Consider the following 15,626-nt stretch of genomic DNA (forward strand, 5'->3'; position numbering starts at 1 on the left):
ACACCATCAGACCGCCAGAAGTTTCTGCGCGGCCTTGTTGCGCTTGGACACCGCCAGCTGCAGCGGCGTGCGGCCCTGGCAGTCGCAGTGGGTGCGGTCAGCCCCCGCCTGCAGCAGCAGGGGAAGGCAGTGGGTCGCCTTGCACTCCAACGCCTCATGCAAGGCATTGCCCCCGTGGTACAGCACCCGGTTTGGGTTGGCACCGTGGGCCAGCAGCAGCGCCACCTTGGCTTCGGACTGGGCGTTGATAGCAGCCTCCAAGGGAGTGTGCTGCGCATCGGCCGGTGGCTCGGCGGGCAAGCCGAGCGCGAGCACCATCTCCAGCAACGCCACAGGCCGGTCCACGATACGGCTGGTGAAATCCTTCAGGCAGCTGTTGGCGGCATTCAGCCATGCGGTATCGCGCGTGGGAAAGGCCTCGGGCGCGCTGCGCTGCACCAGGTCTCGCATCGTGGCCACGTCCGTGCCTTCGTGCTTCGTGGTGCATTCCGCCAGCAACCGGGGCTCCGGGGCTGTGTCGATGCACATCAGCGCATGGTCCCCCGGCCTCCACAGCCGGTCCAACGCTGGGAGGTTCCCTTCGTCCACCGCCCTGCTCAGCAAGCCATGCCGATGGGCTTCGTCCGGCGGCGCCTGCGCCAGCAATTCATCCAGCCGCGCATGGTCGTGGTACGAGATCGCGTTGAGTTGCTGCTGCGGGGCGTCGTACTCCAGCGCGTAGTGCGGCCAGACCACCCGGCCACCGTGCGCTACCAGAAGATCGCGCAGCGCCTGGTGCACGCCCCCGGCCAGGGCCGAATCCCCGTGCTGGCTCACGGCGTTGACCGCTGCGCCCCGCTCCAGCAGCCACTGCGCGGCCTGCACGGCCATGGAGACGGGCTTGCTCAAATAGTGCGTTGCATCGGCCAGTTGCATCAAGGGCGTGTGCCCCTCGTCGTCCACAGCGTTCACGTCCACGCCTGCGTCCACCAGCGCCTGCATCAGCGCAATGTCAAACGCGTAGGCCGCGCAATGCAGCGGAAACACGGGCAAGGTGAAGCTGGGCATGCGGGTGACCAGGGCCAGGGGGTCGGGCCGCGCCCCGGCTTGCAGCAGGGCGATGATGGCCTCGGTGGGCAAAACGCCGCTGGCCTTGCCCGCCTGCGGCGTGAGCAAATGCACGATGAGCGGCCGATGGTACAGCACCGTGTTGGAGTCCAGGCCGTGGTGGTGCACCAGGTTCAAGAACGCGCCGTATTGTTCTTTGGAAAGCAACTGGTGCACTTCTTCCAGTGGGTCCAGCTTGCGCACAGCGGCCTCAAACTGCTTGCGCGTGACCGGCTTGGGGCCGTTGAGCCACAGGCCTTCTGCCTTGGGGCCGTTGTGCCATTCGCAGCTCAGCAGCTTGGCCCCCCGCTCCACCAGCCCGGGTGGCCAGCCTTCAGCAGCCAGCAGGCTCCATGGCCCGAGGACAGCCAGCTCGGCACACAGCTGCGCGGCGCCCGCGAACTCGAACGACACGCCGGCGTCTTCGCCCAGGCCGAGCATGGCGCCCAGCACTTGGGCTTGTTCGCTCAACGGCATGTCGGCCGTTGCTTGGGCCTCGGCAGCCCAGGCAGCGGCCTGCGTGCGGGACGCAAAATAAACGGTGTAGTGCAGGCGGGATTCAGACATGGGGCGGGTTCAACAGCAGAAGCAAAACACAGCGGTATGCAGCAGCGGGCTGCAGCGCATCAGCTCTTTTTCTTTTCCAGTTTCTTGAGGGTGGCCTCGTAGGCCTCGGCCACATCGGTGCGGGCTTCGGCGGGCACATCAAAGCGGCCAGCCAGCACGGCCGCATCGGCCCTCGCGCCCAGCTGGCCAATGGCCTTGAAGACCTTTTTCATGAACGCCGAGTCTCCGCCCAGGATGTGCTTTTCGAACTGCAGCATGTCGATGACGGGCTCTACCAACTGCGGCGACTGCACTTTGCCCACTCCATCGAGCAGCTGCTTGTAATGGTGCAGGTGAGCTTCGGAGAAGCCCTCGCGCAGGTTGAAGAACGCCAGGAACAGGTCGGCAAACGCGGGGATCGGAGCTTCCACCAGGATTCGGGCGATGGTGGCGTGCTCGTGCTTGAGTTTGCCCGCGTAAAACGGTTCGTACTCCGGGTAAAAGGCCAGCTCGGCGTGAAAGCTATGGGTCAGCGGGGCCACCAAGCGCTCGCCAAAGCTGCTGAGCACCGACACCAGCAGCTTGGACTCTTCCCAATAGTGCGGGCGCAGGCCGTGGGTCACCATCGCATCGAACGCGCCGGCGGCCGGGTGTGCCAGCGCGCCGCGCACCATCTCCTCGTCAAAGTGCCCATGCACCAGGCTAGCGAACGCGTCGCCCAACAACGCCACGTCGGTGATGGCGTAGAGCTGCGGCCAATCCTTGGCCTCCATCAGCTTCGCGATGCGCGAGGCTTCGATGCTTTCCGGGTCGCGCACATACGGCTCCTCGGGCAACTCCAGCTGCAAAGCCGCACGCTCCGCGGTCAACTCGTTGCTGACATGCAGTCGCTGGTAGCGCCGACCTGCCAGGGGCGCCAGTGTGGTCAGCGGGTTGTCATCGACCCACAGGGTCTCCAAGGCCGCGCAGCCAGCCAACGGTGCCAGGTCGGTGATCCGGTTGCCGTTCACATGCAAGCATTTGAGGGTGGGGTAGCTGGCAACGAACGACAGGTCCGCGATGCGGTTGTGCGACAGGTACAGGCTCTCCAGCCTGGGCAACTGGAGCCCCGCCGGGAAGTGGGTGAACTTGTTGTTCCACACGAACAGCGTCTCGACATTGAGCCCGTTGAGTGCCTCGAAGTCTTTGAAGTCGCAGTATTCAATGGTCAGCGAGTTCAGGTGCGGCAAGGCTTTGAGGGCCTGCAGGTTGGTGAACTGCATGCGATCCAGGCTCAAACGCCGAAGCCCCTGGATGTGCGCCAAGCGGGAAAGATCGACCGGCTGCGCCGTGCGGTTGCTGCGCAGGTGGATGTCCAGGATGTCATCGCAGTCGGCGATCTGGTCCAGATCGGCATCGGTGAATTTCTCCAGGTGCAGACCGTCGGCGTGGTTCAGCACGCGGATGGGGCTAAAGATGCGGTCGGTCCACTTGGGCTTGGTGGTCATTGCGTCGGGCTGTGAAAAAAGGGGGTGGATGGGGCGGCGTGCACGCGTTCAACCGGCGTCAAGCCTGGGTATTGAGGTAGCGGGCGCACAGCTGGCCGATGGCGTCACACAGCACCTCGGTGGCAGGTGGTGCGCCAGGCGCCATGGGCAAATCAATCGCCTCGCGCAGCACCCAGTCGTCGCCCTCCACCTGCGAGAAGCGGATGCGCATGACAGACCAATCGAAGACATGGACACCCATTTCCACCGCGCCGCTGCGGCTGAGGTACGACTTGGTGCGCGACAGCTTCAGGCCACGGAAGTAGTCGTCGTATTCCAGGTACAGCACGCCAGGCGGCACGCGCGGATCTGCGCCCGAGCCAAGGTGGGCGATCACGCCCTTGAGGCAGGTGCGCAGCCAATCGGGGTATTGGCTGGCGGTCCAGTCCGTGGGCCCGTCGATCAATCCGGGCGCGCGCTCCCAGGTGGCGCGCTGGGCGGTACCGTCTGTGGCCTTGGGCTTGGCGGGCTTTTTGGGCGCTACGGAGGTGGTCAACGCCGCCACACGGGACTCGTATTCGGTGCCCCGAAACAAGCGCACATCGGCAGCCACGAGCTTGCCTTGGGCCGCCAGGGCCTCGGCTAGCACCGCGGCCACATCCAGGTTGCCTGCGCTGACGGCCAGGCGCAGTGGGGTGCGAGCGCGCGCATTGGCTGCAGCGGGGTCCAGGCCCCAGTCGAGCAGCTGGCGGGTGGTGGCGACAGGGTCGACCCCTCGCTGCCACGCCACCGAAATGCCAGCGCGGCTCAGGTTCAGACCGTCCACATCGCCAGCACAGTGCATCAGCGCGTTGGTGCCTGCGGGGGTGGTGAAGTGCACATTGGCGCCGCGGTCCTTCAAAAAGCGCAACAACGGCACACTCCCCATGTAGGCGGCCATGAGGATCGGGTTGTACATCTCGCGGTGATCCATCGCCTCAATGTCAGCACCGGCCGCCAGCAGCATATCGACCGCCTGGAACACCATTTCGGCATGCCCCACTTGGGCATCCACGCGAAATGGGATGTTGCAAATCTCGCCACGCATGTCCTCCAGCCCGAGGGCGGTGCACAGCGCGGGGTCCTTGGTCTTGCGGGGGTCACTCCCTGCTGCCAGCACCAAATCCAGCCGCTCCAAAGAGCGCCCCCCAGCGCCTCCCCACAACTGCCCGCAGCACAAGGCCAAAGGCGTGTCATTGCGATTCTTGCGCTTGTTGGGATCGGCGCCATGCTCCAGAAGCAAGCCAAGCAAGGCCATTTGCGCATCCACCCGTTGGGCCACGGCGGCCTCGTCAGGACCATCGTAGTGCGCCCAGCGGGGGCTGCAGGCCCAGTGCGACGCGGGGTACTGGGACACGCTGATGCGGTCGGGGTGGACGCCGGAGCGGACCAAGCGGTCTATGGACGACAGGATGTGTTCGAACCCTGAATCATGTTCAAGGACAACCGTTGAAGAGCTTGCCATGGCGAGGTGTCTCCTGCCGTTTACCAGCGGACCGATGGGCCGTCAAAATCCAGCGTCACCACATGCGTGTCGCCGTTGCGAAACTGAAGCTCCAACAGTCCCGCGTCTCCGTCAGTAAAGGCCATGCCATCAATCATGGGAGAGTCGGCCAGATCCTCGCTGTCGATGGCGATCACTTCATCCGTACGCAAATCCAGCAAACGCAGCTCGGGGTAATCCATGTCTTCGCCGTACTCGACATAAGCGACCAGGGCCCGCGAGGCATGCAAGGCGATGGCTGCGACCAGCCCGTCGCCCTCTTCTTCGTGCGCTCGATCTTGCACGGCGCCCCAGAGGGCTTTGTGGTCTTGGACCACCGAGGCATAGCGGGACTCAGGAGGCAATGCAGGCGTGACAGATGGGTTTGGTACGGTCATTGAAAGTTCCTCGGTCAAAAATTCACCCGGTTCAACACAGGCATGTTTCGATGTTGCGGTTCATGCAGCGGAGCGTGAGTCCCTGCCCAACACAGCCAACTCCTGGCGCAGCAGCTGCTCCACCTCGCTGGGCTCAAACTGGCCCTGCAGCAGCGGGATGGCAAAACGGTATTCGGCCTCTTGCTTGCGCAGCACGTAGGCCAGTTGCAGGCGCGCCAGCGACTGGCGCAGGGCCTGCGCATCGGCCGTGATGCCATGGCTTTGCAGCAGCTGTGCCAGGGCCACCAGGCTGGTCTGCCCAGACTGGGCGGTGTGGTAGACCACCACACGGTCGAGGCGGCAGGCGGCTTCGTCCTGGCTCAGGCGGCCCCAGCCGGCCAGTGCGTCTTGCACGGCCTGCGAGGCCAGGGCCTGGGCAAGGTGGTGGGCCTCAATGGCGCGCTCGCCGGGCTGCAGCGCTTCCAGGCATTCCTGGCACAGGATGGCCACCAAGTTGGCGCGCTGGCCGCTGGCGTCGATGAGGCGCTCGACCAGCGCATCGCTGGCAAAGCCCAGGCGCAGGCGGCGCAGTGGCTCGGTGGCCAGTTCGCGGCAGGCCGCGCGCTCCAGCCCGCCAATGGTCAGCACCTCGCCAAAGTTGCGCAGGGGGCTTTGGTAATCCAGCACGGCCGTGGCATACAAATCCCAGAACCCTGCCAGCATGAACCAGCAGCGCCCCTCTTCGCTGAGCGAGCGCAGGGTGGACAACTGTGCATAGCCTTGGTCTGACTCGGCTCGGAAGAACTGGTCGGCCTCGTCAATCAGCAGCACCAGCCGCTTGCCCATCGCCTGCGCCTGCAGGTGGGCCACGATGTCCTCCAGCGCGGTGGCGGCGGGCAGGCCCAGTTGCAGCGCCAGGCGCGGGGCCAGCCGGTGGTCGCGCAGCGACACGTAATGGCACACGGTGTGCGGGTGTCCCTGCAGGCGGCGCTGCACCGCCTTGAGCAAGCTGCTTTTGCCCAGCTGGCGCCCACCCACCACCAGGTAGTTGGCGGGCTCGCGGGTGACCACGCGGGCCAGCAGCTGCGCGCGGCCGAAGAACGAGCCTTCGCGCGTGACGCCACCGCGCGTCTGGTACGGCGAGATGCGGGTGATGCGCAGCTGGGTGGACAGCAGGCGCAGTAGCACCTGCAGGGCCTGGCCGCCCAGCAGCCATTCGGTGAGGCTGGCGCTGTCCACCATCACATGCAGGTTGGCGCTGTCTTCGCAGTGGGCGCGCAGCAGGGGGCACGGGGCCTCAAGGCTGTGCTCACTCAGCACCAGCAGCACGTCGCTGCCGGTCTGCGCAGCGCGTAGGCTTTGCACCAAGGCGGCTTCGTCGAGCCCCGGCGTGGGCACCAGCACCAGGCAGCGGTCCAGCGACACGGGCAGGTCGGGGGCAAACTGCCACTCCAGCACCACGCCGGGCAGCGCCCAATCGGCACTGGTCTGCTGGCGGGCCACCACTTTGTCAGCCAGGGCCTGGGCCAGGCCAGTGGCGTAGTCAAGCCCGTTCGCCTGGGCACATAACACAGCGCGGCGCCAGTCTGCCGTGCGGACTTCAGCGGCCTGCAAGGTGGCGTCCAGCCGCCCCATCCAGCGCAGCAGGCGGTCGATTTTCGGCAGGCGGTTCAGGGGCGTGCGACGCAGGCGCGCGGGGCGCAGCTGGCCTGAGCCAATCAGGGGATGGCGCACCACCCACACCACCGCCCCGGCGCAAAAGATCACAGCACACCCAATGATCAATGACCGCAGCCAGCCAAAGGGGTCAGAAGCGGACGCGGCAGATGGCTTGCTCGGCTCCCTATCGTCGGTAACGCCGTCATCGCAATTGATGGGAAGGTAGCCTGGCGGCACGGGCGGATTGCCTCGGCGGCAGCTCCAGGTATAGGAGTCAGGATGGAACTCCATGATCACCTGCGTGCCCGCGATCTTGCCCAGCTCGGGGTGGTTGGCAATGTCACCCTGCAACACGTTGGGGCGTGGCGAAGTGACGCGCAGCTTGGCGTTGGCAATGGGCGGGGCGTATTTTTGGATGTCCGGCGGCCAGTCACCCAGCTCGTTGCGCGCATCGATCATGGCGGCGCGCCATTGCGTCACCTCGCCCCACACCGGGCCGACACTCATGGCCGCAAGGAAAGCGCTGCGCGTGAATGGGTTGAGCTGGGGGGTGAAGATGGCGCTGGCCACAAACAGCGTCACCACGGCAATGACCACGCCGCGCAGCACAGGGCGCGAGAGCAGCGGGCTCATTCGTTCGAGCATGATTCGAGCACCATCAAGCCAGCCTCGCGCACGATGGGGCAGCGCCAATGCAGCCGCGCCGCATCGCCCGCACCGCGCACCTGGACCAGGTTGCCCCAAAACAATCGGCGCAGGTCATCGTCTTGCAGGTAGGGCCGGGCACGGCCCAGGTCAGGGGCCTGCAGCAGCTGCGCCAGGCGCTGGCGCGAGGCCGGAGCCTGTGCCAGCGGCAAAAAGGTTTGCCACAGGCGCGCACTGCCCAGCAGGTGGCTGCGCAGCTCGCCCGCTGCCACCACATCGCCCTGCAGTGCAGCGGTGCCGTGGTCTACCAGCCATTGCAGCCCTTCTTCAAACAAGGCGGGGTGCGCGCCACTGAGGTCTTGCAGCCCGGCCAGCACGGGCACAGCCCAGGGCTGCTCGGGCCAGCGGTGGCGGGCCAGCACCACCAGGTCGTCCAGCGTGGGCTCGGGCCAATGGTTGACCTGGGCAATGTTGAGCAGCGACAGGTCGCCGCTGCGGTACTTGAGGTCGGCCAGCGCCTCGCCGCCGCACAGCAGCAGGTGCAGGCGGCCGCTGTGCATTTCGCTCAGGCTGCGCAAAATGCCCGCCAGGGTTTCGCGCAGTGCAGGGGTGCCCTGCTCAAAGCGGCTGACCAGGCAAAACAGCCGCTCGCCCGCCAGCAGGCGCTGTTCCAGCGCGGCTTCAAATTCGTAGTCGGAGGTGACTTCGCCCAGCCCGCACTGGCGGCCGATGGCGGCAAAGTATTCGTCGGCCGCCGTGCTCACGCTGTAGGGCGGCTGGATGTGCAGCACCGCGCCATCGCCATACTGCGCGCGGGCACGGGCCAGCAGCTCTTGCCGAAACGGCGGCTGGCCCCAGTGCGCGGGCGACAACAGCAGCGAGATGGGGTACGGCATGGCCTGGGCCAGCTGGGCAAACAGCCTGTCCTGGAACGCCGCAAACGGCTGTGCGCCCACCGATTCGGCCTGCAGCGGAAACTCGGGCTCAAAGCCCGCCGCACTGAGCAGGCGGTTGGACTCGGTCTCCGTCAGGCGCAGGTAGCGGGTGCAGGCCACCACGCGGTCACGCGAGCGGGGGTTGGGCACTGACACACCGTTGCGCCAGTTGTTCACGGCTTCACGGCTCAGGCCAATCTCCGTCGCCACCCCCGAGGCGCTGGCACGGATGCGCCGCATGTAAAGCGAGAGAAGCACGGAGAAAGAATCGCTGGCCATGGAGGAAAAGGAGGTACGGGCTGGAAAAGGGAACGGCCTGAACAGGACACGCGCAAGGCATGCCTGTCTGTGGATGCAGGCCGTTGAAAAAGCGCTTAGCGCTGCAGCAGCGATTGCACCATGGGCCAAGCCTTGTAGCAGCCCAAAGCGCAGACGACAAACACCGGGCTGTAGAGCAGCAGCATGCCCAGCACGGTGTAGAAGGTGCCGACCTCCTCGTCATCGTCCTCGCCATCGCCCTCACCGCCTTCGCCCTGGCCTTGCATCCCCTGGCTCGCTTGCACCGATGCCAGCGCAGCTGGCTCCAGCATGCGGGTCTCGGGGGCGTCTGTCACCGCACTGGCGCTGCCTTGACCCGTACCTGCGGCCTTGGCCTCTTTGGCGGTCTGGATGTTGTCCCAGATTTCCATACCCAGCGTAGCCACCATGGCCAGCAGTGCCACCGCCAGCACGCCCAGGTAGGCGTAACGCAACCCCGGGCGCTCCAGCGGGTAGAAGTAGCCCGCCAGCACCACAGCCGGGGCCAGAAAGAACACGTGCGAGAGCAGCCGGTTGGCATCAAACCCTGCATCCTTGTCCAGCGCACCAATGGCCATGCGATACACCACAGCGCCCACGATAAACAGCACGCCACCCCACCATTCAATCTCGGTCAACATTGTTTTTGCTCCCTCGTTTCTGTGTTTTCAATGTGTTGTGTGCGGCCCAGGCCATCAGACGCTCATTCAGGAGAACAGCGACTTGCGCTCCGTGCTCATGTAATACAGCGGCAGCACCACCGCCAGCAACAGGCCCAGGCCCATCCACAACCAAAAGCCCTTGAACAGCAGCACCGTGACCAAGGTGAACAGCGCGGCGTGCACCAGCCCCTTGAAGCCCGCCTTCAGCATGAAGATGCCCATGATTCCGTCCACCGGGTTGACGCCGCTTTCGCGCATGTCCTTGAACATGCCAACCATGGCATCCACCGCTTCGCGGCCTTCACGCTCGCGTTCGTCCTGCTGGGTGCGCAGGGTGCCAACGGGCACCGGCTTGCGTGGGTTCTTGGTGCCGTCGCTGGCACCCTCCTCGTCTTCTTCTCCCGCCCTCTCTTCTGTATCGTCGTCAGCGCGTTCCACCACAGCCTTCAGGGTGGGGTTGCTGGCATAGAAAGACTGGCGGGTGACCCACATGCCTTGCTCGAAGAACATGCGCTCGGTCTCACCCACCTGGTCGTAAAACACCTCGGCCACGGCAGAGCGCAGGCCATGGGCAAACAGCTCTTCCAGCATTTGCAGCGGAATCCCGTCGTGCGTACTCGAATCAAAGTTCAGCACCAGCCCCGGGCCTTGGGCACGCACGCCGTGGTTGAACCAGTCGCTGTCCCACAGCTTGGCCAGGTCTGCGCCACCCAGCTTTTCGGCCCAGCGCTCGGCCTGCTCGGGGTTGTCGGACTGCAGGTACTGGAACACCAGCTGGCAGTATTTGAGCCGGATGGGGTCTTCAAAGAACAGGTGCAGGGTGTGAACGTTTTGGGACATGGCGGGGGAATGGGGTCAGGGGCGATGGTGTGCTGTGATTGGCACGGATTGTTACCGGATATAACGCAGGCTGCGCTCTCAGGCTTGTCAGGTGCACTGGCCACCACACTGGACGAAATGTCCAGTGAAGGCCCCACGGGCGCCCGGGGACATTGATCCAGACCCGTCTCGCCTCCCGAGGCCACCCCTACAATAAACATTCCATACGGATGGTTTGTAGTAATGACAGAAGCCCACCGCCGACAAAAACAGCCCGAACTGATCCGCAGCCAGTTACTGATGGTGGTGCGTGACATCCTGGTGCAGGAAGGCCCCCACGCCGTGACGCTGGACGCCGTATCCCGCCGCGCCAGCGTGACCAAGGGCGGCCTGCAGCACCACTTTCGCAGCAAGCAGGCTTTGCTGCAGGCGCTGTGCGACCAGCTGTTTGAAGAATTCCAGGCGAACCTGGCACTGGCGTTTGAACGTGAACCCGCCGGGGCAGGCCGCCATGCCCGCGCCTACATTCGCACCTGCTTTGACACCCACAACCAACTGAACCAGGTCGAGACCCAGCGGGCCATTGGCCTGCTGGCCTTGACCCTGCCCGAAGCACGCGAGCGCTGGCACCAGACCATGCAGACCGAGCTGGCCGCAGACGCCGAAACACCTGGCGCGGCAGACCGGCTGCTGGTGTGCCGGATGGCCGCAGATGGCTTCTGGTTTTCGCAAATGCTGGATGTGTATGCCCTGGACGACGCGCACCGCGCCCGCATCCTGGCCTTGTTGCTGCAACTGTGCGGCCAGAAAGAAGACTGATGCCCCTGCCCGCTTACGCCCTGCTGGGCGCCGCCATCTTGGCCGAGGTGATTGGCACCAGCGCCCTCAAAGCCTCCGAGGGCTTCACCCGCCCCCTTCCCTCGGCGCTGACCGCCGTGGCCTACGTGGCGGCGTTCTATGCGCTGTCGCTCACGCTCAAGACGGTGCCACTGGGCATCGCCTACGGCGTGTGGTCAGGCGTGGGGATTGTGCTGGTGTCTGCCGTGGGCTGGGTACTCTATGACCAGCGCCTGGACACCGCAGCGCTGCTGGGCATCGGCCTCATTCTGGCGGGAGTGCTGGTGATTCACCTGTTCTCCCGCAGCACGGGGCACTGAAGCCCTGCGGCACCCTGCCCTCTTGGGCTTTTCACCCACCGCCTTCTGCGCCCCATGGTTTCGTTGTTCATGACCTCCACCCCCTGCACCACAGCCACCACCACGGCCACCAGCCCCGTAACCGATCAACACCTGTCGCGGGCCGATCTGCAACACCTGGTGGCCGAAGTCCCTGCAGCACTGCAGTTTGAGCGTTGCACCTTTGACGGCGAGGATTTGTCGCAGATGGACCTGCGCGGCGCCACCTTTATCGGCTGCACCTTCGCAGACACCGCACTGGAAGCCGCCACCCTCACCAGCACCCGCTGGCTTGACTGCCGCGCTGCGCGGGCCCAACTGCAACGCGCAGACTGCACCGATGCGCGCTGGCACCGCTGCGACCTCAACAACACCGACTGGACACGCGCAAGGCTGTCCAGCGCGCTGTTTGCCGAAGTCAAACTCACCGGGGCACACTTTCGCGAGGCGCACACCCTGGGGCTGGAGTTCCACGAATCACTGCTCGTGGGTGCCGATTTGCGGGGGCTGTCGTTTCGCAAGCAAACCCTGGCGCAGCTTGACCTGTCCGAGGCCGATCTGGGGGGCTGCGATTTTCGGGATGCGCTGTTTGAAGGCGGCAGCTTGCGAGACGCCCATTTGAAAAATACGCGCTTTGACGGCGCCGACCTGCGCGGCGTAGACCTGGGCGGCCTGAAACTGGCGCAGGTTGCACCCTTCTTCAAGGGCGCCATCATCTCTGGCGACCAAGCGGCCGCGCTGGTGGGGGAATTTGGAGTGCGGGTGCTCTGAGCTCAGGAGGCCAGCGCCCGCATCTCAGCGATCAAGTCTGATTTGCCCTCAAATCCAATGCCCGGCAGCGGCGGCAACGTCACGTAGCCGTTTTCGACCTTCACGCCATCGGGGAAGCCGCCATAGGGCTGGAACAGGTCGGGGTAACTCTCGTTGCCGCCCAGGCCCAGGCCGGCGGCGATGGCCTGCGACATCTGGTGCCCGCCGTGGGGAATGCAGCGGCTGGGGGACCAGCCATGTTCCTTGAGCATGTCCAGCGTGCGCAGGTACTCCACCAGACCATAGCTCAGGGCGCAGTCGAACTGCAACCAGTCCCGGTCCTTGTGCATGCCGCCGTGGCGGATCAGGTTGCGCGCGTCCTGCATCGAGAACAGGTTTTCGCCCGTGGCCATCGGGCCTTGGTAGACCTCGCCCAGCTTGGCCTGCAGCTCGTAGTCCAGTGGGTCGCCTGCTTCCTCGTACCAGAACAGCGGGTACTGCGACAGGGCCTTGCCGTAGTCGATGGCGGTGGCCAGGTCGAACCGGCCGTTGGCGTCCACCGCCAGCTGCTGGCCCGGGCCCAGGATCTTGAGCACCGACTCGATGCGCTCGCAGTCCTCGGCCAGCGTGGCGCCGCCGATCTTCATCTTGACTACCGAGTAGCCGCGCGCCAGGTAGCTTTCCATTTCACGCTGCAGCGCTTCGAGCCCCTTGCCGGGGTAGTAGTAGCCACCGGCCGCGTAGACGAACACGCGCGGGTTAGGCGTGCCGTTGCCGTAGCGCTCGGCCAGCAGCTGGAACAGCGGCTTGCCCGCAATCTTTGCCGTGGCGTCCCACACGGCCATGTCGATGGTGCCCACGGCCACCGAGCGCTCGCCGTGGCCGCCGGGCTTCTCGTTGATCATCATGCGGGCCCAGACCTTGTGCGGGTCCAGGTTCTCACCGGTGTCATCCAGCAGGCTGGCGGGCTCGGCCTCCAGCACGCGCGGGATGAAGCGCTCGCGCATCAAAGCGCCCTGGCCGTAGCGGCCATTGGAGTTGAAGCCGTAGCCGATCACCGGCTTGCCGTCGCGGATCACGTCGGTGACCACAGCGACGAGGCTGAGCGTCATCTTCGAGAAGTCGATGTAGGCGTTGCGGATGTCTGACTTGATGGGGCGGGTGGATTCAAGGATGTTGACGATCTTCATGGTGTTTGCGGGGTTGGAACAATGAAAGCGCGTGCGCTCGAAGCCATTGCCAATGGCCCCCCAAGCAAAGCGCTGGGGCCGTACAAGGCGCCAAGACCCACCGATAATTCAAGCGGCTTGCGGCGCATGCGTTGGACAAGGCTTTGTGCGTCACGAAAGACATCATTTCCTCAGTGCCGCCTGGCGTCCAATACTCCAATCGCATACATCTATCTGTGCACCCAGCCCCCACCACCTCGTGTAGACACCGCAGAAAGCAGACCCCATGGGACCTGGCAATCGCCCCCTCGACCTGGAATGGCTGGAAGACTTTCTGGCTTTGTGCGAAAGCGGCAATTTTTCGCGTGCGGCAGAGGCCCGCGCCATCGCCCAACCGGCCTTCAGCCGCCATATCCGCGCGCTGGAGGAATGGGTGGGGGTGGATTTGTTTGACCGCAGCGCGCACCCTGCCGTACTCACCGCCGCTGGGCAACGTTTTGAGCCACTGATCGAAGCAGTGCTGGCCCAGTTGGAGGCCGCCCGCACCAAGGCCCGTGCGGCCCACCACATGGCGCAAGCCAGCCTGCGCTTTGCGGCCACCCACGTGCTTTCGCTCACGTTTTTCCCACGCTGGTTGTCTGGGGTGGAAGCCCATCTGCAGGTGGGGCCGATACAAACCCTCTCTGACAGTTCACACGCTTGCGAAGACCTGATGCTGCAGCGCCGCGTGCAATTCGTTTTGTGCCATGGGCATGCCGATGCTCCCAGCCGTCTGGACGAGGCGCCGTACCCCATGCTTCGGCTCTCGGGCGATATGCTGCGGCCCGTGTCTGCAGCCAAGGCGCAGGCCAAGCCCATGCAGGGCGCCAGCGACACGCCAGCGCTGCAAATGCTGGCCTACAGCGATGCCTCGGGCCTGGGCAGGATCATGCGCTCGCACCTGTCTCGGCTGGAAAAGGATGCCCCGCAGACAGCGGCATTCGGCGATGCGCCCACGGTCTTCACCTCGCACCATGCCGTGCTGCTCAAGACCATGGTGCTGGAGGGGCGTGGCGTAGCGTGGCTTCCCCAGAGCCTGGTGGCAGAGGAGTTGCGCAGCGGCCTGCTGGTGCCTGCGGGTCCAGACCCCTGGAACGTGCCGGTCGACATTCGGCTGTACCGCCAAAGAGGGGAGATGACGCCCCTGGCCGAAGAGCTATGGCAATTGGCCAAGGGGCAGTCCTGAGCGATCCCTACGCAGCCCCGGAGAACAAGCCCAGGGCTGGCAGACCTCACAAACGCAGCCCCAGGCCTGCGCCTTACACCGCGCCGTGGGCCTCGACGTACAGGGCATACAGCGAGTGGCTGCTGGCCATGTACAAGCGGTTGTTCTTCGGGCCGCCAAAGCACAGGTTGGCACAGCGCTCGGGCAAGCGGATGTGGGCAATGGCTTTGCCCTGGGGGTTGAAGACCATCACCCCATCCAGCTCCTCGGGCTTGCCCTTGAGCGGGAAGACCTTGCGCCCGCCTTGCTCCGAGGCCTCGGCCTGCAGCGCGCCATTGCTGCCCCAACCGCACCACAGGTTGCCGTCGCGGTCCACCTTGAAGCCATCCAGAGCGCCTTGGTCAGCGGCGTCGATCAGCTTGGTCTTGTTGCCCACCGCGCCGTCGGCATTGACGTCATAGCTCCAGATGCTGCGGTTGGGCGTGCCCTTCCACTCAACGACATACAACTTCTTCTCATCAGGCGAGAAGGCCAGGCCGTTGGGATTGACGATGTCGGTGATGACCGCCGTCAGCTTGCCGTCGGTACCGATGCGGTAGACATTGGTCGTAGCTTGCTCTGGCTTGGCGCGGGAGCCTTCCCACTCGCCGTTGATGCCAAACAAGGGGTCGGTGAACCAGACGGTGTCGTCGGACTTGACCACGATGTCGTTGGGCGCGTTGAGCTTCTTGCCCTCATAGCTGTCGGCCAGCACCGTCAGGCGCCCGCCCTTTTCGGTGCGCACCACGCGGCGGGTGACGGAGTGCTCGCAGGTGATGAGGCGCCCCTGCCGGTCACGCACATTGCCATTGGCCCAGTTGGCAGGCTGACGGAACACCGTGAAGCTGCCGTCGCGCTCGCTGTACTTCATGATGCGGTTGTTGGGAATGTCGCTGACCAGCACATAGCCTCCATCCTCTGGGAAGTACACGGGGCCTTCGGCCCAGCGCATGCCTGTGGCGACCTGCTCCACGGTGCTGCTGTAGATACGGTATTTGGCGAAGCTGGGGTCCAGGATCTGAACGGCCGGATCGGGATAGCGCTGGTTGGGTCTGAAGTCGAAAGACTGCGCCAAAGCCCCTGAACCCAAAACGGCCAGCCCGGTGCCTGCTGCCGCCTTGAGGAATTGACGGCGCGGTTTCTGGGTGGATGGTTGCATGCTTGTCTCCATTTTTATCGTTGGCATGCCAGGTGCTAGCGAACCCAAAATCTCGGGGCGCCGGCCAGGCCCACGATGCCCCACACCACCCCGTGGTGCGCAGGCTGGATTCCCAC

14 protein-coding genes are annotated in these 15,626 nt (G+C 65.0%); 4 read left to right on the forward strand and 10 right to left on the reverse strand.

Annotated elements, in window-relative coordinates; all coding sequences use genetic code 11:
* Positions 1 to 6: 6 nt before the first annotated feature.
* From CLU88_RS10485 to CLU88_RS10520, 8 genes are all read right to left on the reverse strand, one after another.
* Positions 7 to 1,653 carry an ankyrin repeat domain-containing protein gene (locus CLU88_RS10485; protein WP_099656540.1) on the reverse strand — a complete coding sequence of 549 codons (1,647 nt, stop codon included), beginning with the start codon at positions 1,651 to 1,653 and terminating at the stop codon, positions 7 to 9.
* Positions 1,654 to 1,712: 59 nt separating this feature from the next.
* Positions 1,713 to 3,119 carry a leucine-rich repeat domain-containing protein gene (locus CLU88_RS10490; RefSeq protein WP_099656541.1) on the reverse strand — a complete coding sequence of 469 codons (1,407 nt, stop codon included), beginning with the start codon at positions 3,117 to 3,119 and terminating at the stop codon, positions 1,713 to 1,715.
* A gap of 58 nt (positions 3,120 to 3,177) precedes the next feature.
* The gene (locus CLU88_RS10495; RefSeq protein WP_143225976.1) at positions 3,178 to 4,602 is read right to left on the reverse strand and encodes an ankyrin repeat domain-containing protein; all 1,425 of its coding nucleotides are present in this window, start codon (positions 4,600 to 4,602) and stop codon (positions 3,178 to 3,180) included.
* Positions 4,603 to 4,622: 20 nt separating this feature from the next.
* Entirely contained in the window at positions 4,623 to 5,018 is a 396-nt protein-coding gene (locus tag CLU88_RS10500; RefSeq protein WP_143225977.1) for a hypothetical protein, read from the reverse strand.
* 60 nt (positions 5,019 to 5,078) lie between these two features.
* Complete coding sequence (locus CLU88_RS10505; protein WP_099656544.1) at positions 5,079 to 7,301, reverse strand: AAA family ATPase; 2,223 nt, start codon at positions 7,299 to 7,301, stop codon at positions 5,079 to 5,081.
* Positions 7,286 to 8,515 (reverse strand): hypothetical protein, encoded by a 1,230-nt coding sequence (locus CLU88_RS10510; RefSeq protein ID WP_099656545.1) that lies wholly within the window; start codon positions 8,513 to 8,515, stop codon positions 7,286 to 7,288. The genes CLU88_RS10505 and CLU88_RS10510 overlap by 16 nt, the downstream gene beginning before the upstream one ends.
* Positions 8,516 to 8,610: 95 nt before the next feature.
* On the reverse strand, positions 8,611 to 9,174 hold the full coding sequence (locus tag CLU88_RS10515; RefSeq protein ID WP_099656546.1) for a hypothetical protein: 564 nt from the start codon (positions 9,172 to 9,174) through the stop codon (positions 8,611 to 8,613).
* A gap of 66 nt (positions 9,175 to 9,240) precedes the next feature.
* Positions 9,241 to 10,035, reverse strand: a complete 795-nt coding sequence (locus CLU88_RS10520) for a hypothetical protein (RefSeq protein ID WP_099656547.1) — start codon at positions 10,033 to 10,035, stop codon at positions 9,241 to 9,243.
* A 222-nt stretch (positions 10,036 to 10,257) separates the two neighbouring features.
* On the opposite strand from CLU88_RS10520, the gene CLU88_RS10525 reads away from it, so the two are divergent.
* The 3 genes from CLU88_RS10525 (at position 10,258) to CLU88_RS10535 (ending at position 11,960) form a co-directional block, all read left to right on the forward strand.
* Positions 10,258 to 10,833, forward strand: coding sequence for a TetR/AcrR family transcriptional regulator (locus CLU88_RS10525; RefSeq protein WP_099656548.1), 576 nt, complete (start codon positions 10,258 to 10,260; stop codon positions 10,831 to 10,833).
* Between the two features lie 5 nt (positions 10,834 to 10,838).
* Positions 10,839 to 11,171 (forward strand): SMR family transporter, encoded by a 333-nt coding sequence (locus CLU88_RS10530; RefSeq protein ID WP_369827691.1) that lies wholly within the window; start codon positions 10,839 to 10,841, stop codon positions 11,169 to 11,171.
* 69 nt (positions 11,172 to 11,240) lie between these two features.
* A complete protein-coding gene (locus CLU88_RS10535; RefSeq protein ID WP_099658788.1) occupies positions 11,241 to 11,960 on the forward strand; it encodes a pentapeptide repeat-containing protein in 720 nt (239 codons plus the stop codon).
* A gap of 2 nt (positions 11,961 to 11,962) precedes the next feature.
* On the opposite strand, the gene CLU88_RS10540 is transcribed toward CLU88_RS10535, so the two are convergent.
* Positions 11,963 to 13,129 carry a mandelate racemase/muconate lactonizing enzyme family protein gene (locus CLU88_RS10540; protein WP_099656550.1) on the reverse strand — a complete coding sequence of 389 codons (1,167 nt, stop codon included), beginning with the start codon at positions 13,127 to 13,129 and terminating at the stop codon, positions 11,963 to 11,965.
* Between the two features lie 265 nt (positions 13,130 to 13,394).
* Between CLU88_RS10540 and CLU88_RS10545 the strand changes: the two genes are divergently transcribed.
* The gene (locus tag CLU88_RS10545) at positions 13,395 to 14,333 is read left to right on the forward strand and encodes a LysR family transcriptional regulator (RefSeq protein WP_099656551.1); all 939 of its coding nucleotides are present in this window, start codon (positions 13,395 to 13,397) and stop codon (positions 14,331 to 14,333) included.
* Between the two features lie 73 nt (positions 14,334 to 14,406).
* On the opposite strand, the gene CLU88_RS10550 is transcribed toward CLU88_RS10545, so the two are convergent.
* The gene (locus tag CLU88_RS10550) at positions 14,407 to 15,510 is read right to left on the reverse strand and encodes an SMP-30/gluconolactonase/LRE family protein (protein WP_099658789.1); all 1,104 of its coding nucleotides are present in this window, start codon (positions 15,508 to 15,510) and stop codon (positions 14,407 to 14,409) included.
* Between the last annotated feature and the right edge of the window lie 116 nt (positions 15,511 to 15,626).

The organism is Acidovorax sp. 56 (assembly GCF_002749705.1).
Classification (GTDB): domain Bacteria; phylum Pseudomonadota; class Gammaproteobacteria; order Burkholderiales; family Burkholderiaceae_C; genus Acidovorax.

Excerpts from the sequence above, each read along its gene's own strand:
- CLU88_RS10505 (WP_099656544.1), bottom strand. The coding sequence starts at position 7,301 with ATGCTCGAACGAATGAGCCCGCTGCTCTCGCGCCCTGTGCTGCGCGGC.
- CLU88_RS10515 (WP_099656546.1), bottom strand. The coding sequence starts at position 9,174 with ATGTTGACCGAGATTGAATGGTGGGGTGGCGTGCTGTTTATCGTGGGC.
- CLU88_RS10495 (WP_143225976.1), bottom strand. The coding sequence starts at position 4,602 with ATGGCAAGCTCTTCAACGGTTGTCCTTGAACATGATTCAGGGTTCGAA.
- CLU88_RS10540 (WP_099656550.1), bottom strand. The coding sequence starts at position 13,129 with ATGAAGATCGTCAACATCCTTGAATCCACCCGCCCCATCAAGTCAGAC.
- CLU88_RS10510 (WP_099656545.1), bottom strand. The coding sequence starts at position 8,515 with ATGGCCAGCGATTCTTTCTCCGTGCTTCTCTCGCTTTACATGCGGCGC.
- CLU88_RS10535 (WP_099658788.1), top strand. The coding sequence starts at position 11,241 with ATGACCTCCACCCCCTGCACCACAGCCACCACCACGGCCACCAGCCCC.
- CLU88_RS10485 (WP_099656540.1), bottom strand. The coding sequence starts at position 1,653 with ATGTCTGAATCCCGCCTGCACTACACCGTTTATTTTGCGTCCCGCACG.
- CLU88_RS10550 (WP_099658789.1), bottom strand. The coding sequence starts at position 15,510 with ATGCAACCATCCACCCAGAAACCGCGCCGTCAATTCCTCAAGGCGGCA.
- CLU88_RS10520 (WP_099656547.1), bottom strand. The coding sequence starts at position 10,035 with ATGTCCCAAAACGTTCACACCCTGCACCTGTTCTTTGAAGACCCCATC.
- CLU88_RS10525 (WP_099656548.1), top strand. The coding sequence starts at position 10,258 with ATGACAGAAGCCCACCGCCGACAAAAACAGCCCGAACTGATCCGCAGC.
- CLU88_RS10500 (WP_143225977.1), bottom strand. The coding sequence starts at position 5,018 with ATGACCGTACCAAACCCATCTGTCACGCCTGCATTGCCTCCTGAGTCC.
- CLU88_RS10545 (WP_099656551.1), top strand. The coding sequence starts at position 13,395 with ATGGGACCTGGCAATCGCCCCCTCGACCTGGAATGGCTGGAAGACTTT.
- CLU88_RS10490 (WP_099656541.1), bottom strand. The coding sequence starts at position 3,119 with ATGACCACCAAGCCCAAGTGGACCGACCGCATCTTTAGCCCCATCCGC.